Origin of the sequence: Pseudomonas sp. SBB6, assembly GCF_024213215.1 — a bacterium.
In the GTDB taxonomy this organism is placed as follows: Bacteria; Pseudomonadota; Gammaproteobacteria; order Pseudomonadales; family Pseudomonadaceae; genus Aquipseudomonas; species Aquipseudomonas donghuensis.
Genome location: NZ_JANAVH010000005.1, coordinates 131,241 through 150,751 on the forward strand (window position 1 = coordinate 131,241; position 19,511 = coordinate 150,751).

The window sequence follows — 19,511 nt, forward strand, 5'->3', positions numbered from 1 at the left end:
GCCATAGTAACGGCCTCCCTGATGAGGTCCGAACCATGTATCACTATGACGAGTATGACCGTGCGCTGGTGTTCGAGCGCGTGGCGCAGTTTCGCGATCAGGTACGCCGGTTCATGGCTGGCGAACTGAGTGAAGAAGAGTTCCTGCCCCTGCGCCTGCAAAACGGCCTGTACCTGCAAAAGCATGCCTACATGTTGCGCGTGGCCATCCCCTACGGCACCCTCGGCGCTCGGCAGATGCGCACCCTGGCGCAGATCGCCCGCGAGTACGACCGCGGCTACGGCCACTTCACCACGCGCCAGAACATCCAGTTCAACTGGATTGAACTGGCCCAGGTGCCGGACATCCTCCAGCGCCTGGCCGAGGTCGAGATGCATGCGATCCAGACCTCCGGCAACTGCGTGCGCAACATCACCACCGAAGCCTTTGCCGGCGTTGCCGCCGACGAGTTGCTCGACCCGCGGCCGCTGGCCGAGATCCTCCGGCAGTGGTCGACGATCAACCCGGAGTTCCTGTTTTTGCCGCGCAAGTTCAAGATCGCCATCTGTTCGGCGATTGAAGACCGCGCGGCGATCATGATGCATGACATCGGCCTTTACCTGTACCGCGACGGCCACGGCCAGATGTGCCTGCGGGTCATGGTCGGCGGCGGCCTGGGGCGCACGCCGATCCTCGGTTTGCAGATTCGCGAGGGCCTGCCGTGGCAGCACCTGTTGTCGTATGTCGAAGCCATTTTGCGCGTGTACAACCGCCATGGCCGGCGCGACAACAAGTACAAGGCGCGGATCAAGATCCTGGTCAAGGCGCTGGGCATCGAGGCGTTCTCCCGCGAGGTGGAGGAGGAGTGGCAACACATCAAGGACGGTCCGGCGCAACTCACCGAGGACGAGTTCCAGCGCGTGGCTGCCGCCTTCGAGCCTCCAGCCTATGACAGCGTCATTGACGATGACCTGGCCTACGACACCCATCTGGCCCAGGACCACGCGTTCGCCCGCTGGGTGGCCTGCTGCGTCAAGCCGCACAAGGTCCCGGGCTATGCCAGTGTGGTGCTGTCGACCAAGCCGGGCGATGCCTCGCCGCCAGGCGACCTGAGCGATGCGCAAATGGATGCGGTGGCCGATTGGTCGGAGCAGTTCGGCTTCGGCGAAATCCGCATTGCCCACGAGCAGAACCTGATTCTCCCGGACGTGCGCAAGCGTGACCTGCACGCGCTCTGGCGCCTGGCCTGCGAACGCGGCCTGGGCACGGCCAACATTGGTCTGCTGACGGACATCATTGCCTGCCCGGGCGGCGATTTCTGCGCCCTGGCCAACGCCACGTCGATCCCCATCGCCCAGTCGATCCAGCGCCGCTTCGATGACCTGGACTACCTGCACGACCTGGGTGAGCTGAGCCTGAACATCTCCGGCTGCATCAACGCCTGCGGCCACCACCACATCGGCAACATCGGCATCCTCGGCGTCGACAAGAACGGCAGCGAGTGGTACCAGGTGACCCTCGGCGGCGCCCAGGGCAAGCACAGCACCCTGGGCAAGGTCATTGGCCCGTCGTTCAGCGCTGCCGAGATCCCGCAGGTGATCGAGCAGATCATCGCCACCTATTGCGCCTACCGCGAGCAGGACGAAGCCTTTGTCGACACCGTGCGCCGGGTCGGCCTGGAACCCTTCAAGGAACGGGTCTATGCCAAGCGTCCGGAGGAGCTGATATGCGTAATGTGATTGGCCTGCGCAATGGTGAGGCGCAGTTGCTCGAGCACGATCCCTGGCAACTGTTGCGCGAACCCGGCGAGGTGCTGCCCGACGGCCTGCTGATTCTGCCGCTGGCCACCTGGATTGCCCGCCGCGCCCAGCGGCCCCTGGGGCGTGACGGCTTGTGGCTGGGCCCGGACGATGATGTCGAACCGTTGCGCCCGTGGCTGGCACAGGTGCCGTTGATTGCGGTGGACTTCCCCAGCTTTCGCGACGGCCGTGGCTACAGCCAGGCCTACTTGCTGCGCAGCCGGCTGGGCTGGCACGGCGAACTGCGTGCGGTCGGCGATGTGTTGCGCGACCAGCTCAGCCACATGCGCCAGTGCGGCTTCGACAGCTATGCGGTGCGTGAAGACAAATGCGCGCAGGATGCCTTGCTGGGCCTGGCCGGCATGAGCGTGCTGTACGGGCGTTCGGTGATCGAGCCACGGCCGTTGTTTCGTCGTCGCTGACTGGTGCGGCGCCGGCGCTGGTCTATCGTTTAGCTTTTGTTTGCCCGGCAACGCCGTGCCTCAGGAGCCGCCATGAACCAGGATCGGGAAAGCCGCCGCCGTTTTATCGCTGCAAGTTCGCTGCTCGGCGCCGCCGGGGCCATGTACTCGGCGGTGCCACTGGCCGCCGGGGCCATTTTGCGCAGTACCGAATCGGCCGTGCCGGTCGAGCTGATCCTGCACAACGGCCGCGTGCACACGGTGGACCGCGAGCGGCCGCAAGCCAGCGCCGTGGCCATTCGCGACGGGCGCTTCGTGGCGGTCGGCGATGACGCCCAGGTCATGGCCTTGCGCGGGCCTGCGACCCAGGTCATCGACCTCAAGCAACGCACGGTGATCCCCGGGCTCAACGATTCGCACCTGCACCTGATCCGCGGCGGCCTGAACTACAATCTGGAGCTGCGCTGGGAGGGCGTGCCGTCCCTGGCCGACGCCTTGCGCATGCTCAAGGACCAGGCCCTGCGCACGCCTGCGCCGCAGTGGGTGAGGGTGGTCGGCGGCTGGAACGAATTCCAGTTCGCCGAGCGCCGCTTGCCGACCCTCGACGAGCTCAACCAGGCGGCGCCGGACACCCCGGTGTTTGTTCTGCACCTGTACGACCGCGCCTTGCTCAACCGCGCAGCCCTGCGCGTGGTCGGCTATGACCGCAACACGCCCAACCCGCCGGGTGGCGAGATCCAGCGCGACGCCAACGGCAACCCGACCGGCATGCTGATCGCCCGGCCCAATGCGCTGATCCTTTATTCGACCCTGGCCAAGGGGCCGAAGCTGCCGCTGGAATACCAGGTCAACTCGACTCGCCAGTTCATGCGTGAGCTCAACCGCCTGGGCCTGACCAGCGCCATCGATGCCGGTGGCGGCTACCAGAACTACCCTGACGATTACGCGGTGATCGAGCAACTGGCCAAGGCCCGGCAGTTGACCGTGCGTATCGCCTACAACCTGTTTACCCAGAAGCCCAAGGAAGAACTGGCCGATTTCAAGCACTGGACCGCCAGCGTCAAGTACGGTCAGGGCGACGATTTTCTGCGCCACAACGGCGCCGGCGAGATGCTGGTGTTCTCCGCCGCCGACTTCGAGGACTTCCTCGAACCGCGTCCGGACCTGCCCGGCGGCATGGAGGGCGATCTGGAACCGGTGGTGCGCCATCTGGTCGAGCAGCGCTGGCCGTTTCGCCTGCACGCCACCTACGACGAATCGATCTCGCGCATGCTCGACGTGTTCGAGAAGGTCAACCGCGACATCCCTTTCAACGGCCTGCCGTGGTTCTTCGACCATGCCGAGACCATCAGCCCGAAGAACATCGAGCGGGTGCGGGCGCTGGGCGGCGGCATCGCCATTCAGGACCGCATGGCGTTTCAGGGCGAGTACTTCGTCGAGCGCTACGGCGCCAAGGCGGCGCAGCACACGCCACCGATCAAGCGCATGCTTGGCGAAGGCATCCCGGTCGGCGCCGGCACCGACGCCACCCGGGTGTCCAGCTACAACCCCTGGACCTCGCTGTACTGGTTGGTCAGCGGGCGTACCGTTGGCGGGCTGGAGCTGTACCCACAGGGGCTGGACCGCGACACGGCGTTGTCGCTGTTCACCCACGGCAGCGCCTGGTTTTCCAGCGAGCAGGGCAAGAAGGGCCAGATCAAGGTTGGGCAACTGGCAGACCTGACGGCCTTGAGCGCCGACTATTTCAGCATCGACGCCGAGGCGATCAAGCACCTGGAGTCGGTGCTGACCCTGGTCGATGGCAAGGTGGTGTATGGCGCCGCCGAGTTCGCCCGGCTCGACCCACCGACCTTGCCGGTGCTGCCCGACTGGTCGCCGGTGGCCAAGGTCCCCGGGCACTGGCGCCAGGGCACGCCGCTGACCGCCCAGGTGCATCAGTGCGTCGGTGCCTGCGCGGTGCATGCCCATGCGCACCAGCGCGCTCGGCAATCGTCGGTGCCGGTCAGCGATTTTCAGGGCTTTTGGGGCGCATTCGGTTGTTCCTGTTTTGCCTTCTGAGGGTTCGGGCTACCATGCCGGTTCGCCCGATCGACAGGATGTTGCTTAATGCCTTTCAGTACCCGTGTTGCCCGGCCCAGTGATGCCGAGGCGCTCAGCCATGTCGCCGGCCTGACCTTCGCCCTGGCCAGCCCGCCGGATGCTGCGCCCCAGGCGTTGCAGGCCTACATCGACAGGCTGTTGCAGCCCGAGCATTTCGTCCTCCACCTGCTCAATCCGCGCAAGCGCCTGCGGGTGCTGGAGTACCTGGGTAGCGTGGTCGGCTACAGCATGATCGACAGTGCACCTGAAGCCCTGGGGATTGCCGAGGCTGACGGCCTGCCGGAGCTGAGCCGCTGCTATGTACTGCCCGAGCACCATAGCCACGGCGGCGCCCAGCTGCTGCTCGACGACACCCTGGCGCCGGTGCGCGGGGCGATTCGCCTGACCGTCAATGAACAGAACACCCGGGCCATCCGTTTTTATCAGCGCAATGGTTTTAGCAAGGTCGGCGAGGCGCTGTTCGAATGCGGCCCGGAGCGTCACCGCGACTGGGTGATGGTCGCGCGGCGGTGACAAAACTGGTTACAGTGTCTGCCTCAATTTCTTGCTCAAGGTTCTGTTCATGACCGATCTCAGTGCATTCCCGATCACCCGCAAATGGCCGGCCAAACAGCCCGAGCTGCTGCAGCTGTACTCGCTGGCCACGCCCAACGGCGTGAAGGTGTCGATCATGCTCGAGGAGATCGGCCTGGCCTACGAGGTGCACAAGGTCAGCTTCGAGACCAATGACCAGTTGACCCCGGAATTCATCTCCCTGAGCGCCAACAACAAGATCCCGGCGATCCTCGACCCCAATGGCCCGGGTGGCGAGCCGCTGGCGTTGTTCGAGTCCGGGGCGATCCTGGTTTACCTGGCAGAGAAGAGCGGGCAACTGCTGTCGGCGGACCCGGCCCAGCGCTACGAGACCCTGCAGTGGCTGATGTTCCAGATGGGCGGGATCGGGCCGATGTTCGGCCAGGTGGGTTTTTTCCACAAGTTCGCCGGCAAGGCGTACGAAGACAAGCGTCCGCGCGACCGTTACGTGGCCGAGTCGCGGCGCTTGCTCGGGGTGCTGGACCAGCGCCTGCAAGGGCGTGAGTGGGTGATGGACGCCTACAGCATTGCCGATATCGCCATTCTGCCCTGGGTGCGCAACCTGGTCGGCTTTTATGAGGCGGGCGAGCTGGTGGGCTTTGATGACTTTGCCAACGTCAAGCGGGTGCTGGCGGCGTTCGTGCAGCGGCCGGCGGTGGAGCGCGGGTTGAAGATACCTGCATAGGCCTCATCGCGGGTCAAGCCCGCTCCTACAGGATCGGCGCAATCACTGTAGGAGCGGGCTTGACCGCGTTCAGAACACCTGCCGCAACAGCCAGTACAACCCCCCCGCCAGCATCATCGCCGCCGGCAAGGTCAGCACCCAGGCCATCATCAGGTTGAAGAGGGTGCGCATCTGCAAGCCCGAGCCATTGGCGACCATGCTCCCGGCCACCCCGGACGACAGCACGTGGGTGGTCGACACCGGCAACCCATACATGTCCGCGGCACCAATGGTGCACATCGCCACCAGCTCCGCCGACGCGCCCTGGGCGTAGGTCAGGTGGGTCTTGCCGATCTTCTCGCCAACGGTCACCACGATGCGCCGCCAGCCGACCATGGTCCCCAGCCCCAGGGCGATGGCCACGGCAATCTTCACCCACAGCGGAATGTAGTGGGTGGCGCTGTCGATCTGCTGTTTGAACACTTGCACCTTGGCCTGGGTATCGGCATCGAAATGCGCCAACTGGTGCTTGTCGATCAGGCGGATGGCCTCGGAGGTCAGGTACATGTCGTTGCGCACGTTGGCCATGGCCTCTGCGGGCACCCGGTTGAGCGAACCGTAGCTTTTGACCTCGGTGCCGATCATCCCGGCCAGCGCCGCCAGCGCCGGCACCAGTTCGTCGCTGGCCTGCGGTTCGCGAATGAAGCTGCCGAGGGTTTGTCGCGGGTCTGCCGGTGCGGCCTGCGGGGCGCTGCGCTGCAAGGCCTGCTGGGTGACCTCGGCCACCGCGGCGAACTGCAGCGACTGGTCAGCCGGCATGGTCCGGTTCAAGGCATAGGCCATGGGCAGGGTGCCGACCAGGATCAGCATGATCAGGCCCATGCCTTTCTGCCCGTCGTTGGAGCCATGGGCGAAGGACACGCCGGTGCAGGTGAGGATCAACAGCCCGCGAATCCACCAGGGCGGCGGCGTATTGCCGACCGGTGCCTGGTACAGCTCGCGACGCTTGACCAGCATGCGCAGGGCCAGCAGCAACAGCGCCGCGCAGGTAAAGCCCACCAGCGGCGAGAGCAACAGTGAGTAACCGACCTTGCTGGCCTGGCTCCAGTCCACGCCGCTGGTGCCGTCACGCCCGTGCATCAGGGCGTTGGCGATGCCAACGCCGATGATCGAGCCGATCAAGGTATGCGATGAGGACGCTGGCAGGCCCAGCCACCAGGTGCCCAGGTTCCAGATGATCGCCGACAGCAACAGGGCAAAGACCATGGAGAAACCGGCCGAGGAGCCGACTTGCAGGATCAGCTCCACCGGCAGCAAGGCGATGATGCCGAAGGCCACCGCACCGCTGGACAGCAGCACGCCGAGAAAATTGAAACAGCCGGACCAGACCACCGCCACCGACGGTGGTAGCGAATGGGTGTAGATCACCGTGGCCACGGCGTTGGCGGTGTCGTGAAAACCGTTGACGAACTCGAACCCCAGGGCAATCAGCAACGCCAGGCCGAGCAGCACAAAGGGTGTCCAGGTGGTGACCACGGTGCCGGTGGCGTCAATGTCGCGGAACAGGTTCCAGGCGGTATACACCAGGCCGGCCGCCAGCAGGCCGAAGAACAGGGTCAGGGTGGTGCGGCCGGATTTGTGATTCAGACGCGGGCGTGGATCGTGGTTGGCCAGCGAGGGGCTGCCAGCCAGGGTCGGGGTGGTCATGATGACGGGTCCGGGTTACCAGGAAGGGTCTAGCCTTGCCCGGCCATGATAAAAACAATCGCTGACAGCACCGTGACCTCGGTCAAGGAAAGTCCTAGGATCAAGGGACCTGCCGATGGAGCGAAGCGATGATCCGCTGCAAACGCGTTTATGATCCGCAGCAAGCCAGCGATGGCCAGCGCGTGCTGGTCGACCGCCTGTGGCCGCGCAACCGGCGCAAGGACCAGCTGCAAGCCTTGTGGTTGCCGGAGGTGGCGCCTTCAACGGTGTTGCGTCAGGCTTTTCATGCCGGTGAAGTGGATTTTGCCGGGTTTGCCGAGCGCTACCGCGAGGAACTGACGGCGCGGCCCGAGCATTGGTGGACGCTGCTGGGCATGGCCGGGCAGGGCGATGTGACCTTGCTGTATGCTGGCAAGGATACCGAGCACAACAATGCGATGGTGCTGGCGCAATGGCTTGAGGATGAGCTGGAGCGCCAGGGTCCGGCCAGTTCGCCGGTGTGTTATGCCGAACAATTCAAACCTTGAGTCAATGGGGCTGCTTTGCAGCCCATCGCCGGCAACGCCGGCTCCCACATATCCTGGCCCTTATGACTGTGCAACTGACCCCCGCCACCGACCAGCACCGCACCTTCGCCCGCGACCTCACCCGCCGGGCCATGCTGCCTTATTACCGCGAGTTCGACCTGCTCTGGCAGGAAGAAGCCTTCGACCAGGCCTGGACGTGGCGCGAGCAGTGGCTGATCAGCGAAGCCCAGCAGCCGTTGGGTTACTTCAGCCTCAGCCAGGACCGCCAGGCCCTGTTCATCCGTGAACTGCACCTGCTCGAAGGCTTTCGCGACCGCGGTATCGGCCGCTGGGTGTTAACGCAACTGGCCGACTGGACCGGCCAACGGCAATTGCCGCTGCTGCGCCTGATGGTGTTCAAGAGCAACCCGGCACGGCGCCTGTACGAGCGCGAGGGCTTCGTCTGCATGGGCGAGGACGAATGCTTTTTGCGCATGCAACGGGCGTTCGCTTAGCTCGACCCGCACCACGCAGCCCTGACGCTGGGTCGCCTGCAGCAACAGGCTCTGCACCGGCAACAAGTCACCAATCAGCAGGTTCTGCAGGATCGGCTTACCCTCGAAGGTGTTCGGCCCCAGCACCACCTGCTGCAAACCCTCGATTCGCACCACAGCCTTGCCGACCTTGCCCAGGGTGTTGCCGCTCAAGGTCAGGGGGCCGGCCAGCGGCGCGGCATTGCGCAGGCTGACGGCGTATTCCGGGCTGTTGCCGATGCGGTTGCCGATCAGGCTGACGGCGCCGACTTCGCTGGCATCCACGGCGCTGCCCTGGCTGTTGCCGATCAGGTTGTCGCTGATCAGCAGCGGGGCGCCAGCCGCCGGCGCCAGGTTGCGTAGCTGGATGCCGTTGCCACGGCTGTCGCCGATCAGGTTGCCAGTGAGCAGTAGGGCGCCCTGTTGCTCGCTGACCTCGATGGCCGCCTTGTGCGCGCCGAGGATCAGGTTGTGCTCGATGCGTGCGCGGGTCTGGCCGCGCAGGCGGATGCCGCTGTTGTTGTCGATGCCGCGCAACTGGTTGTTGCGCACTGTCACTTGGCTGTCGCGCACGTCGATGGCGTACTGCTGGGACTGGCCGAACTGGCTGTTGTCGATCTGCGCCTGGCTGTGTTGCAGCTCCACCGCGCTGGCCAGCTCAGTGAACTGGCTGTCGCGGATCAGCAGCGTGGCCGGGCGGGTCGACGCGGCCTGTTGGCTGCTCAGGGCGGTGGTCAGGCCGCGCGAGAGGTTGGCGTTGTAGCCCAGGCGGTTGAGGGTCGAGCCCAGCACCTGGGTATGGCTGCCGGCCCAGGCCACCACGAACGGCCGCCAGGCGCGGTCGGTGCTGCCCGGTTTGTCGCCGGCGACGCTTTCCAGGCGCGACTGATTCAGGCCCAGCCAGCCCTGGTTGATCAACGCCGTGCCGGAGTAGCTGTACAGGTACAGGCTGGTGCCGTCGAGCAGCAGGCCGCCGTCGTTGGCGATCAGCAGCGGGTAGCTGAGCAGGTAGCCGTCCTTGTAGCGCTTGATAATCTTCGGGTCGTTCAGCGCCTCGTGCAACTGCGCCAGCGTTACGCTGCCACCGCGCACCATTACCGCTTGCGGATGATGCGCCTGGTAGCCGGCAATGGCGCGGAACAGGCCGTTGTTGACGAACGGCTCGAACGGCCAGCTGCCGGCCTGGGACGAGAACATCGGTTGCAGGCTGACACTGGCGCGGCCAGCCGGGCGCGGGCGTTCGTCGACCTGCAGCTGCACGGCCTGGCTGACCTGTTGCTGCAACTGCTGCAGGTCGCGCTGGTGCTCGGCGCTGTTCACCGCGCTCAGCGATGGCTGCAGTGGCAGGTTCTGGCTGGCGGCCTGGGCCATGGCGCTGAACAGCAGCGCGAGGCAGGAAAGGGTAAGCGGGCGGGCAAGCATGGCCATGACGGTTCGTCCTTGGGTTACGGCAGTTTGGGATAGAACGGCTTGAGCGAGCCGCCGATCTGGCTGTAGTTGTCGACCTCGCCATCCTCGCTGTCATACAGCTGGCGGGCCAGGCGGTTGCCCGGGGCGTGCTGCAGGAAGGGGATCAGCCAGGCCAGCTTGTACGGGGCAACGTCGGTCTGCGACTGGCCTTTGAGCTCGGGCAGCCCGTCGGGGTCGAGGATGCTGCGGGCGGCGAAGTTGGCCAGCAGTTCCAGGGTCTGCTGATCGTCGCTGCTCCACGGCAGGCCATTGGCCCGCGCCGATTCCGCCAGCAGTACCAGTGGCACCAGGGCGTACTGGCTGTAGGTGGCGGCCAGCTTGCTGCGCGCCACTTCCAGCGGCAGATAGGCGTAGTTGCCATCGCGGGCTTTCACCGCTTGCTGCAGGCCACGGCGCAGGTTGCCGTCGGCCCACTGGATGAAATCGTCGCGCTGCACCAGCATGCCGGTCGCCGCCACGGCCCAGGCCGCCCAGTAGTCATGGTTGTTGAACCAGGTAAAGCCCGGCGTGCGGCGCGGCTGGTACTCGGCGATGATGCGTTCGCCGAGCTGGCTGAGCCAGGCCTTCTGTGCCGGCGACAGTTGCAGCTTGGCGTCGCTGGCGGCCTGGGTCAGCAGCAGGGTCGAGGCCATGGCCGCCACCGCCCATTTGCGCGCGGCCATGCCGGTGCTGCTGGCGTCGGGGTTGAGCAGCGCCCCGGCCTGGGCCCAGCGCTCCAGCCACTGGTCCTGGCAGGCCAGGGCCATGTTCGCCTCCTGCGGGTTTTTGGCCCGCTGAAAGCGCTTGCTGGCGTAGATCAGGCCGCCGATGAACGGCTTGACCTGCTTGCCGATCTGCTCGCTGTTGGCGTCCGGGGTGCTGCGCAGGGTCGACTTGCTGGCATCGCGCTGGTCGTACTTGCTTTGCAGCTGCAAGCTGCCGGTGTAGGGCGCGGGCACTTCCTTGCTGCAGCTCAGGGTCCGGTAGTCGGCGATCATCGCCGACTGCGCGGTGGCCCGCGGCGGCCAGATCGAGCTGGCCGCCAGGCTGCTGCTCAACTGCAGGCTGGCGCACAGGCCCAGGCCCAGCGCGGTCCAGGTCTTTACAGGCATACGCGGGTTTCCACTTGGGTGGCGGCAGTGCCGGGCTTGGTCGGCTCCATGAACACCGACAGCAGGTTGGCGCCGGCAAATTCCTTGGCGCGGCTCAGCTCAAGGTAGTACTGGCCGCCGGTGACCACCGCTTCGCGGCGGAACCAGACTTTGTCGCGGGCACCGTTGTCGTAATAGACGATCAGGTAGAAGTCCTTGACGTTCTTGTCGCTGATACGGATATCGAGAAAGCCCTGGCCGTTGCTGAGGTTCTTGCGGCCATCACCTGCGTTACTGAGCAGCTCGATGCGCTCGTTGACCCGCAGCGGCGGGCGCTGCACACGGTTGGCCAGGACCTCGGTGGACACCGGGCAACCGCCCTTGACCGCCGGGATCAGTTGGCGGTACATCGACTCGGATTCCAGCTGGTAGTTGGCCGGCAGCTCCCAGATGATCAGCTTCGGCGGTGCCTTGGGCTTGTAGTTCTCCGACAGCAGGTATTCGAGCAGCGAGCCGTCCTGGCCGACGCCGGGCAGGGCGTAGTTGAGGATGTCGACCTCCAGGTACTGCTTGAGGTAGCCGTCGAAGTTGAACTGCTTGCTTTCGTCTTCACGGGCGGCCGCGTTACTGTCGCCGACCAGGATCACTTCAGGGTCCGGCGCGTCGTCGAACAGCGCGTCAGCGCCGTCGGCTTCGGGGATGGTCTGGTAGCCGCGCACGTACTGGAACCCATAGTTGTTGCCGCAGATATAACTCAGCGCCAGGTTCAGCGTGCCGTCCTTGGGCACCATGACGCCGGGTTCGGTGCGGTAGCGCTTTTTGCTCAGTTGGGCATAGAACGGCTGGCGCCGTACTTCTTCGGCCACCAGTCGCGCCGTGGCTTCGGCGCCGGCCGGGGTCCAGTGGTGGTCACGGCGAAAGAAGAACTCGCCCTTGGGCGGGGTGTGCACCAGTTGCATCAATGGCGGCACCACCGCGCCAGCGGCGCGCAGTTGTTGCAGGTAGCTTTCGAGGTTGGTGCTGGCGCGGGCAAAGTCGAAGCCGTGCAGCTTGTCGGCGTAGAGCTTGTCGCGGTGCATCAGGCCGCGGGTCGGTTGTACCGCCATGGCCACGTGGATACCCTGCTGGCGGAAGGCGGCCATCAAACGGGCGAACTCCGGGCGCATCGGCGCCGGGATGCCGAAAGCATTGGTCAGGTCGACCGCCGAGCGAAACAGCCAGCGGTCCTTGGCCGGGACGATTTCACGCATCAGCTTCATGCGCCCTTCGGCGTAGTTCTGTGGGTTGCTCAAGCCCGGGCAGACCATGCACTCAAGGCTGCTGCAGGTGGCCTTGCCTGGCTCGGCGGCCACGCCTGGGGTGCTCAGCAGAGGGCCCAGCAGTGCGGCCAGGCCAAGGGGAAGAATGCGCTTCATGGCCATGGATCACTCGCTCGGGTCGATGCTGTTAGCCAGGCTCATGCTGCGATAGCCGGCGCCCTGGGGCAGCAGCACGTAGCTGTAGGAGCGGCCTTTTTTCAGGAACAGCTCATCGAACGTGGCCACGTTCTGCTCATCGACGTAGGCGGCAAAGCCGATCTTGATCTCGTTGACCATGCGGCTGCCGGTCTGCTCCTTGCCCAGCGGCGCGACGATCACGTGCTTGCCGTCGACGGTTTTCAACGCGGCCTGGGCCGCGGTCAGGTTGTAGAAGGCGACCTGGGCTTTCTTCGGTTCGTTGACGTATTTGTCGGCGATCAGGGTCAGCTTGCTGCCATCAAAGACCACGGTGCTGGCGGCATTGGCCTTGAGCTGCGGCTCGATGGCGGTAGCGCCGACGGCGATCTTGTGCGCGCCGGCCGGGGTGAAACGGTAGCCGCTGAGCTGGCCGGCGGCGACCCGTTGCGGGCTGATCTTGCCGCTCAGGGTCACGTCGATGTTGGCGTTGGACAGGTTGAGCACGCGGACGAAGGCCGAGTCGGCCGGGGCCACGGCGTCGTACAGGTCGGCATTGCCTTCGGCGCCATGGGCAGCGGCGCTGCCCAGCAGCAGGGCGGAAGTGGCGAGCAGGCGTTGCAGTGCAATGTTCATCAGTCTCTCCTTAGAAATGTTGGGTCTGGCCGGGACGGCTCAGGGAACCGAGGCGGTGGGCGAGCAGGGTGCGCAGGGGGAACTCCCAGACCACGGTGTCGATCTCGGGGTTGCTCAACTGGTCGCTGGCAAGGAACTGGCTCATGGCCTCGAACGGCCCCCGGGCTTCGACCGCAACGCTTAGCAAGTCGCGGTTGAGCGCCTCCTTGAGAAAGCCGACGAAGTTCCAGTCATCGATCTTGCTGTAACTGGTGCCGACCAGCATCAGGCTCTGGTTTTCGCTGGCGAACAGGTCGCCGGCGTTCTGTTCGGCCTTGAGGGTTTCGTACAGGGCGATCTGGTTGGGGCCGAACTGCGGCGCCAGTTGCGCATGGTTGAACTGGATGTAGTTCATCAGATCGCCCTTGACCGTCTTGTCGGCGACCTTGTGCGACAGGTAGCGCTCGTCACCGAGCAGTTCCGGGCGCTGGCGGGCCAGCTCGCAGGCGCTCAGGCGCGCGCCTTCCGGGCTCCAGTGGGTGTCGGACTTGAGGAACAGCCCGGGGCCGGCGAGGTTGGCCAGAAACGCCGAACGCAGCGGCGTGACGGCAATGTTCTGCGCCTGCAGGCGTTCGACGAAGCGGTCGTACAGGCTGATTGCCCGCGGGTCGATCGCGCGTTCGGCGTGGGCGGCGTACACGTCGGCTTTCATTGGCAGCGGCAGCAGGATCAGGCGCTTGTTGTGGGCCTTGAGGCGTTGCTCGATCTCGGCGATCTGCTTGAGCTGGCCGTCGAGGTTGGCCTCAAGATTGTTCGGTACGCGGTACTCCTGGTTGGTGTAGAGCCAACCGTCGTTGCCCAGCACCACGCCCTTGGTGCCTTCGTCGAACAGCCGGTACTGGGCGTTGGCCCACAGCTCGACCGACGGTTCACGCAGGAAGAAGCGCTTTTCGTAGACCTGCTCGAACTTGCGCAGCAGCTTGCCGTCGACGAACAGGTTCCAGGCGTCGGTCTGGTTACGGGCAAAACTGAACACCGGCGGCAGCGAGTAGACGAACATGCCCGCCAGCAATACGCCGAAGGCGATGCCGTTGACCTTGCTGGCTGAATTCATGACCGGGTACATGGCGCTCTCCTAGAACTGAAAGTACAAAAAGGGCGAGAACGAATGCGCCGCCAGGCTGCTCAGCGCCAGGGCAAAGCCGGCCCACAGCAGCAGCGCCTTGAGGCCGCCGACATGGCGCATGAAGTACTGCTCCTTGTGGCCGGCGTAGAAGCGCACGTTGTTGCTGCCGGCCAGCACCAGCCAGCACAGGGCAATGGCGGCGAACGACATGGCCATCTTCGAGGCGCCGAGCACGTACAGGTCCAGCGAGCCCAGGCCGTTGAGGCCGAACAGCGCCTGGTAGATGTCGATGCTGTGGCGCAGGTCGTTGGTAAAGAACAGCGGCATGCTCAGGATGATCAGCACGAAGGTGCGCAGGTTGCGGCCCAGGTGGTAGGGCGTGGTGATCTTGGTGGCGAGGTTGAACTTGCGCTCGATGACCATGCCGAAACCGAAGAACAGCCCCCAGCAGATAAAGGCGAAACTGGCGCCATGCCACAGGCCCGACAGCAGCATGGTGTAGACCAGCGCCGGCAGCGCCCCGGCGATGCGCTTGCGCACCAGCGGCATGTACACGTAGTCGCGCAGAAAGTGCGCCAGGGTCATGTGCCAGCGGGCCCAGAACTCGGTGATGCTCTGCGACACATAGGGTTGGTTGAAGTTTTCCGGAAAACGGAAACCCATCATCAAGGCCAGGCCCAGGGCCATGTGGCTGTAGCCGGCGAAGTCGAAGTACAGCTGCAGGGTCGAGACCACCAGGCCGAACCAGGCATCGCTCAACTGCAGGGTGCCTTCGCTGATGAACAGCACGTTGATCGGCGCCAGCTGGTCGGCGATCAGCACCTTCATGATGAAGCCGAGCATGAAGCGGCACACGCCCAGGGAGAACAGCTCCAGCGAGTGAGTGCGCTGGCGCAGCTGCGGCGCCAGTTGGCTATAGCGCAGGATCGGCCCGGCCACCAGGTGCGGGAACAGTGCGACGAAGGCGGCGAAGTCGATGAAGTTGTTGGTTGGCGTAGCGTCCTTGCGGTAGATGTCGACGATGTAGCTCAGGGCATGGAAGACATAGAAGGAGATGCCCAGCGGCAGGAAAATCGTCTCCAGGGTGAAGGTGTTGATGCCCAGCGGCGCGAGCAGGGCGGCCAGCACCTCGGCGCCGAAGTTGGCGTACTTGAAGTAGCCCAGGGTCGACAGGTTGCCGATGATGCCGATCCACAGCAGGCGAAAGGCCCAGCGCTTGTCGCCGGCATCCAGGCGCGCCTTGATGCGCAGGCCGAACCAGTAGTTCCAGTAGGTGATGGCGACGAACAGCAGGAGAAAATCCGGCCGCCACCAGGCATAGAAGATGTAGCTGGCGGCGACGATCACCGTCGAGCGCCACTGCGCCCGGGCGAGGAAGTACACGGCCAGGAACAGCGGCAGGTAGAGGAACAGGAACACGTTGGAGGCGAAGATCATCTCGGGTTCCGTCCTTAGTAGCTGACCACGACGCCGAAGGTCAGCTGGTAGTCATCACCGCTGTCCAGGGCGTTGCCGGCATTGAGGTAGCTGGCGCTGACCAGGGCGTTGACGTCCAGGTGCTTGCCGTCGATGGCCACCGGAAACATCTTCCAGTAGTAGTTGAGGTCGAGCATCTGCCCGACGTCCTTGCCGTTGCCGTGGCGGCCCTGAGCGATGGCGCGGTTGCGCTCGCTGCGCTGGTCGCCGTCGAGGCGGATCGGCAGGGTGCCGTTGGCGTCGCGCAGCTTGAGTTCGGTCAGGCGAAAATCGAGGGCGCTGCGCGGCGTCGGGTTGGTTTCCAGGGCGATGCCGTAGTAGCTCAGGTTGCGCAGGTCGAGGCTGACGAAGGAGCTGGCCAGGCGCGTGCTGTAGCTGCCCTGGCGGGTGATGCGATCCGACTGGATGGCATTCAGGCGAAAGCCGTCGTTGTCGTTGCCGGGTTTATCGGTCAGACCGCCGCGCAGAGCGACCCGGGGCGTCCACGGCAGGTCGTGGAAGCGCTTGCCGATCTCGCCCAGGGCCGCCCAGCCGCTGGCGTTGTGGCCAGTGCTGGTGATGCCGTTGACGTCGGTGTTGTCGACCTTGCCGTCCAGGCCTGCGAGCTCCAGATGGTAGTCGCTGAACAGCGGCGTCACGTCCAGGTCGTCAGCCTTGAAGAACAGCCCGTAGCGCATGCCCTTGAAGTCGTAGCGGTCTTCGGCGTCGTGGCCGCTGTGGTCGTTCTCGTGCATCAGGCGCACGCCGGCCCAGTTGTGCTCGCTCCAGCGGTAGGCGTATTCGCCCATCAGGTAGGTGGTGCGCTCCTCGCTGTCGGCCAGGCGGTTGACGTCGCTGTTGTAGTTGTAGAACTTCTGCGCCACGGCAACGAAGCCGCGGGAGAAGGTGTCGTTGTAGTTCAAGCGCAGCGACTCGATGCTGTCGTCCCACCAGATGCCGTAGTCGTCAAAGTAGCGCTGGCGCCCGGCCGACAGCGAGAAACGCGGGTCATCGCCGAGCAGGTTGCGTTTCACATACAGTTCGCGCAGTTCGGCGTACCAGCCTTCGGGCTGGTCGCGGTCGAGGTTGTTGGCGTTTTCGTTCTGCACGCTGGCCGACTCGCTGGAGTCATAGTTCAGCCACATGCGGCCGTAGACCATCCACTTGGCCCAGCGTTTTTCCGGCGAATACCAGGCGAACGACGGTTCATAGCGCAGGCTGTAGAACATCTCGCGGCTGCGGCCGACCTCGGAGTTTTCCGGGCCGTAGCCGGTCTGCACGGTGAGCTTGTTGAAAAACTCCGAGGTGATCACCGGTTCGCTGACGCCTGCGACCCGTACCGGCTCGCTGCTGTCGGCCTCGGGGCCGGTGACTTCTTCCAGGGCGAGCGCCGGGTACAGCGGTGCCAGGGCCAGCAGGGCGCCGAACAGGGGGTGGTGGGCTTTCACAGGGTTGCCTCCTTCAACAGATCGTTGCGCGCCGCCAGGGCACGGGCGATGTCATCCTTTTTCAGGGTCTTTTCCAGGCGCTTTACCAGGCTGCGGGCACCGTTCTCGCCCAGCACCAGGGCCACCTGGGCATAGGTGTAGGCCTTGACCGGGTCATGGCAGATGGCACGGCCGTAAGCGTGCAAGGTGGCCATGCGGTACCAGGCGGCGGTGGAGCCGGCCCGGGCCTGGGCCTGGAAAATCGCCAGGGCCTGGTCCTGGTCGGGCTGGTCGGCCACGCCCTTGCTGTAGTACTCGGCCAGCAGCAGTTCGGCGTCGGGGTAGCGGTCGGCGAGCAGCTCGTCGATCAGCGCGCGGGCCTTGTCCGGGTCCAGGGTCAGCCAGTTGTTGACCATGTAGAACGAGGCCTGCAGCGCCTTGGCCCGGGTCGCTTCGCGGGCCCGGACCTGGTCGATCAGCGCCTGGGTCTCTTCGGCGTTGTGCTCGGTGGGGTTGGAGATCATGAAGTTGGCCTTGGACACCATCGCCGGCACAAAGCCGCGTTCGACGGCGTTGTCGCGCCAGCGATGGGCTTCGCCGCGGGCCAGGTCCAGGGCATCGCTGCGCTGCTTGTCCGCGGCCAGTTGCGCGGCGTCCGGTTGCACCTGCGCCGGGCCCATGGCGTTGGCCTGGCGCTGGTAGCGGTCGGCTTCCTGCTCGGCGCGCTGCACGCTGTTGATGCTGTCGAGCAACGAGCCGATGCGGTGCACGATCTCCACCGCGAGGGTCGGGCGCAGCGCTTCGAGGCTGCGGGCAAAGGCCGGGAAGGCGCGGTCCTGATCGTCGCCGAGGAAGCGGTAGTAGCGATCGATCGCCCGGACATCGACGCGCACCGCCTGCTGGTACCAGCGCTCGGCGCCGGCGCGGTCACCCTGGCGCTCGGCCAGCACGGCCTGGTACAGCTCGGGGCGGCAGTTGAGCAGGCACGACTGCTGGTACAGCGCCAGCAACTGCCCGGCCTGTTCGGTGGAGACCAGTTGCGGGTAAACCAGGAACACCTCCAGGGTGGTGCTGGCATTGCGCGGGTCGAGGGTCGCCGGGTAACGGGTCAGGGCCTGGGCCATCCAGTCGTGCTGGCCCTTTTGCAGGCTCGGGGTACGGTCCAGCAGGCGCGCCAGCGAGGCCAGCGCCGGCACTTGCCCGCGGCCGTCGGCAAACGCCTGCTTGTACAGGCCGATGACTTCCTGGCGGCTGGCGCCATCGCTGTTGGCCAGTACCTCGCCGAGCAGCAGCTTGGACGCCAGGTCACCGCGGTCGGCCAGGGTGCGCAGGTCGTCACTGACGTTGGCGCTCGGGTCCTTGTACAGCGCGTAGCGGATCTGCTCCAGGCTTTGTCCGGCCAGGGCGCTGCTGGCGCAGGCCAGGCCGATGCTGGCCAGCAGCAGGCGGGAGGGCGTCTTCGCATTCATTGCCTATTCCTTCCTTGCGGGTGCTTAGCGCGAAGCCGTGAACGGCAGGCCCAGGTACAGGTCCACCGCTACCGGCTTCTGGTACGCGGCGCGGGGCAGCGGGCTGTCGGGGGCGATGGTCAGGGCCAGGTTCTTGTTGGCCTCATCGACATGGGAGTCGATGACCTTGCCGCTGAAGGTCTCATCCAGCCCGAACACCTTGAGCTCCACCGAGGTCACCCGGCCGATGTCGGCGAGCTTGTCGAACGGCACGTTGGCGCTGACGAACAGGCCTTCATCCCTGGGCAGCAGATGCACCAGCGGTGCCTGCTTGTAGCCGTAGCCGTCCAAGGGCTTGCTCGGGAAGTACACCTCGCAGTCGCACGGGCTGTTGATCACGGTTTCGATGGTGGCGCGCCCGAGCAAGGTCTGCAGGTCGCCGGGCGAGAGGTCGGCGACCGCTTTCATGTCGGCCGGGCTGGTGAAGCTGGTGGCCAACTGGGTGGAGATGCTCGCCACCGGCGCGCCGGCCTTGACCTCGGTCTGCCCGGGCGCCAGGAGGAACTTCACATAGCCGTTGTCGGGCATGCTGATGACCTGGGCGTTGGCCGAGACCTGGGCCTGCACGGCGGGGATGCGAAAGAACAGCAGGTAGCACTTGTAGGCGACAAAGCCCAGCGCGGCGAGGCCGGCGGCGGCATACAGCAGGGTGCCGAGGGTGGCCTTGAGGCGCTCGCCCGAGCTGCGTGCGCTGGCGTACTTGTGCTTGCGCTCCTTGATGTAGTTTTCCCGCTGCATCACGTTGAACAGGCCGTTGATGTCGGCGATCTCGCCGGACAGGTAGGCGCTGATGATGTAGCGCAGGATGTCGCGCTTTTGCGAGTCGAGCTCGACGAACTGGGCGCCGACTTCCTGACCGCGCTGGGAGACGATCTTGATCTGGCTGTCGATGTTCAGGTCGACCTGGTTCAGGCGCAGCTGGATCGAGGCGTGGTACAGGCTGCCGACCTTCAGCGGCTCGGGGTGAACCAGGCCGATGCCGCCCAGGGAGATATCCTGCAGGGTGCTGTCGAACGGCGGCTGGCCGGCCGCGCTGAGCGTGACCCGGGCATTGAGTTTGGTGCGCACGTACTGGCGTTCGTCGATGGCTTCGTGGACGACGTTCGCGGGTACTGCGGGTGTGCTTGAGCTACTCATGGCAGGCG

16 protein-coding genes and 1 pseudogene are annotated in these 19,511 nt (G+C 65.3%); 7 read left to right on the plus strand and 10 right to left on the minus strand.

Translation table 11 applies throughout. The features are described from left to right. Nucleotides 1–35: 35 nt before the first annotated feature. The 5 genes from NLX68_RS12105 (at nt 36) to NLX68_RS12125 (ending at nt 5,537) form a co-directional block, all read left to right on the plus strand. A complete protein-coding gene (locus tag NLX68_RS12105) occupies nt 36–1,718 on the plus strand; it encodes a nitrite/sulfite reductase (protein ID WP_254284184.1) in 1,683 nt (560 codons plus the stop codon). Next, a complete protein-coding gene (locus tag NLX68_RS12110; protein ID WP_254284185.1) occupies nt 1,706–2,200 on the plus strand; it encodes a DUF934 domain-containing protein in 495 nt (164 codons plus the stop codon). Before NLX68_RS12105 ends, NLX68_RS12110 begins: the two co-directional genes overlap by 13 nt. A 198-nt stretch (nt 2,201–2,398) precedes the next feature. Beyond that, a complete protein-coding gene (locus tag NLX68_RS12115) occupies nt 2,399–4,237 on the plus strand; it encodes an amidohydrolase (RefSeq protein ID WP_254284407.1) in 1,839 nt (612 codons plus the stop codon). A gap of 48 nt (nt 4,238–4,285) precedes the next feature. Next, nucleotides 4,286–4,792 carry a GNAT family N-acetyltransferase gene (locus tag NLX68_RS12120; RefSeq protein WP_254284186.1) on the plus strand — a complete coding sequence of 169 codons (507 nt, stop codon included), beginning with the start codon at nt 4,286–4,288 and terminating at the stop codon, nt 4,790–4,792. A 49-nt stretch (nt 4,793–4,841) separates the two neighbouring features. Further along, on the plus strand, nt 4,842–5,537 hold the full coding sequence (locus NLX68_RS12125) for a glutathione S-transferase N-terminal domain-containing protein (RefSeq protein WP_213570820.1): 696 nt from the start codon (nt 4,842–4,844) through the stop codon (nt 5,535–5,537). 69 nt (nt 5,538–5,606) lie between these two features. On the opposite strand, the gene NLX68_RS12130 is transcribed toward NLX68_RS12125, so the two are convergent. After that, complete coding sequence (locus NLX68_RS12130; RefSeq protein WP_254284187.1) at nt 5,607–7,223, minus strand: inorganic phosphate transporter; 1,617 nt, start codon at nt 7,221–7,223, stop codon at nt 5,607–5,609. Between the two features lie 128 nt (nt 7,224–7,351). Between NLX68_RS12130 and NLX68_RS12135 the strand changes: the two genes are divergently transcribed. Together NLX68_RS12135 and NLX68_RS12140 are read left to right on the plus strand one after the other, a co-directional pair. Further along, a complete protein-coding gene (locus NLX68_RS12135; RefSeq protein ID WP_254284188.1) occupies nt 7,352–7,750 on the plus strand; it encodes a DUF488 domain-containing protein in 399 nt (132 codons plus the stop codon). Nucleotides 7,751–7,812: 62 nt separating this feature from the next. After that, nucleotides 7,813–8,244 (plus strand): N-acetyltransferase, encoded by a 432-nt coding sequence (locus NLX68_RS12140; RefSeq protein WP_254284189.1) that lies wholly within the window; start codon nt 7,813–7,815, stop codon nt 8,242–8,244. Nucleotides 8,245–8,511: 267 nt separating this feature from the next. On the opposite strand, the pseudogene NLX68_RS12145 reads toward NLX68_RS12140, so the two are convergent. From NLX68_RS12145 to NLX68_RS12185, 9 genes and pseudogenes are all read right to left on the minus strand, one after another. Further along, nucleotides 8,512–9,690, minus strand: a pseudogene (locus NLX68_RS12145) (right-handed parallel beta-helix repeat-containing protein); the annotation flags it as partial. Nucleotides 9,691–9,707: 17 nt separating this feature from the next. Then, nucleotides 9,708–10,823, minus strand: a complete 1,116-nt coding sequence (locus tag NLX68_RS12150) for a polysaccharide lyase (protein ID WP_254284190.1) — start codon at nt 10,821–10,823, stop codon at nt 9,708–9,710. Then, entirely contained in the window at nt 10,814–12,217 is a 1,404-nt protein-coding gene (locus tag NLX68_RS12155; RefSeq protein ID WP_254284191.1) for an alginate biosynthesis protein AlgX, read from the minus strand. Before NLX68_RS12155 ends, NLX68_RS12150 begins: the two co-directional genes overlap by 10 nt. Nucleotides 12,218–12,226: 9 nt before the next feature. After that, nucleotides 12,227–12,871 (minus strand): alginate O-acetyltransferase AlgF, encoded by a 645-nt coding sequence (locus NLX68_RS12160; RefSeq protein ID WP_254284192.1) that lies wholly within the window; start codon nt 12,869–12,871, stop codon nt 12,227–12,229. A 10-nt stretch (nt 12,872–12,881) separates the two neighbouring features. Beyond that, entirely contained in the window at nt 12,882–13,976 is a 1,095-nt protein-coding gene (locus tag NLX68_RS12165) for an alginate O-acetyltransferase (protein WP_254284193.1), read from the minus strand. Between the two features lie 9 nt (nt 13,977–13,985). Beyond that, nucleotides 13,986–15,413, minus strand: a complete 1,428-nt coding sequence (locus NLX68_RS12170; RefSeq protein WP_254284194.1) for an MBOAT family protein — start codon at nt 15,411–15,413, stop codon at nt 13,986–13,988. Between the two features lie 14 nt (nt 15,414–15,427). Next, nucleotides 15,428–16,879, minus strand: a complete 1,452-nt coding sequence (locus NLX68_RS12175; protein ID WP_254284195.1) for an alginate export family protein — start codon at nt 16,877–16,879, stop codon at nt 15,428–15,430. Further along, nucleotides 16,876–18,327 carry a sel1 repeat family protein gene (locus tag NLX68_RS12180; RefSeq protein ID WP_254284196.1) on the minus strand — a complete coding sequence of 484 codons (1,452 nt, stop codon included), beginning with the start codon at nt 18,325–18,327 and terminating at the stop codon, nt 16,876–16,878. The genes NLX68_RS12175 and NLX68_RS12180 overlap by 4 nt, the downstream gene beginning before the upstream one ends. 24 nt (nt 18,328–18,351) lie before the next feature. Beyond that, nucleotides 18,352–19,503 (minus strand): PilZ domain-containing protein, encoded by a 1,152-nt coding sequence (locus NLX68_RS12185; protein WP_254284197.1) that lies wholly within the window; start codon nt 19,501–19,503, stop codon nt 18,352–18,354. Nucleotides 19,504–19,511 lie beyond the last annotated feature (8 nt).

What these genes read in the sequence shown, in the direction of transcription:
- NLX68_RS12105 (WP_254284184.1), top strand. Translation starts at nt 36, where the DNA reads ATGTATCACTATGACGAGTATGACCGTGCGCTGGTGTTCGAGCGCGTG.
- NLX68_RS12110 (WP_254284185.1), top strand. Translation starts at nt 1,706, where the DNA reads ATGCGTAATGTGATTGGCCTGCGCAATGGTGAGGCGCAGTTGCTCGAG.
- NLX68_RS12120 (WP_254284186.1), top strand. Translation starts at nt 4,286, where the DNA reads ATGCCTTTCAGTACCCGTGTTGCCCGGCCCAGTGATGCCGAGGCGCTC.
- NLX68_RS12125 (WP_213570820.1), top strand. Translation starts at nt 4,842, where the DNA reads ATGACCGATCTCAGTGCATTCCCGATCACCCGCAAATGGCCGGCCAAA.
- NLX68_RS12130 (WP_254284187.1), bottom strand. Translation starts at nt 7,223, where the DNA reads ATGACCACCCCGACCCTGGCTGGCAGCCCCTCGCTGGCCAACCACGAT.
- NLX68_RS12135 (WP_254284188.1), top strand. Translation starts at nt 7,352, where the DNA reads ATGATCCGCTGCAAACGCGTTTATGATCCGCAGCAAGCCAGCGATGGC.
- NLX68_RS12140 (WP_254284189.1), top strand. Translation starts at nt 7,813, where the DNA reads ATGACTGTGCAACTGACCCCCGCCACCGACCAGCACCGCACCTTCGCC.
- NLX68_RS12150 (WP_254284190.1), bottom strand. Translation starts at nt 10,823, where the DNA reads ATGCCTGTAAAGACCTGGACCGCGCTGGGCCTGGGCCTGTGCGCCAGC.
- NLX68_RS12155 (WP_254284191.1), bottom strand. Translation starts at nt 12,217, where the DNA reads ATGAAGCGCATTCTTCCCCTTGGCCTGGCCGCACTGCTGGGCCCTCTG.
- NLX68_RS12160 (WP_254284192.1), bottom strand. Translation starts at nt 12,871, where the DNA reads ATGAACATTGCACTGCAACGCCTGCTCGCCACTTCCGCCCTGCTGCTG.
- NLX68_RS12165 (WP_254284193.1), bottom strand. Translation starts at nt 13,976, where the DNA reads ATGTACCCGGTCATGAATTCAGCCAGCAAGGTCAACGGCATCGCCTTC.
- NLX68_RS12170 (WP_254284194.1), bottom strand. Translation starts at nt 15,413, where the DNA reads ATGATCTTCGCCTCCAACGTGTTCCTGTTCCTCTACCTGCCGCTGTTC.
- NLX68_RS12180 (WP_254284196.1), bottom strand. Translation starts at nt 18,327, where the DNA reads ATGAATGCGAAGACGCCCTCCCGCCTGCTGCTGGCCAGCATCGGCCTG.
- NLX68_RS12185 (WP_254284197.1), bottom strand. Translation starts at nt 19,503, where the DNA reads ATGAGTAGCTCAAGCACACCCGCAGTACCCGCGAACGTCGTCCACGAA.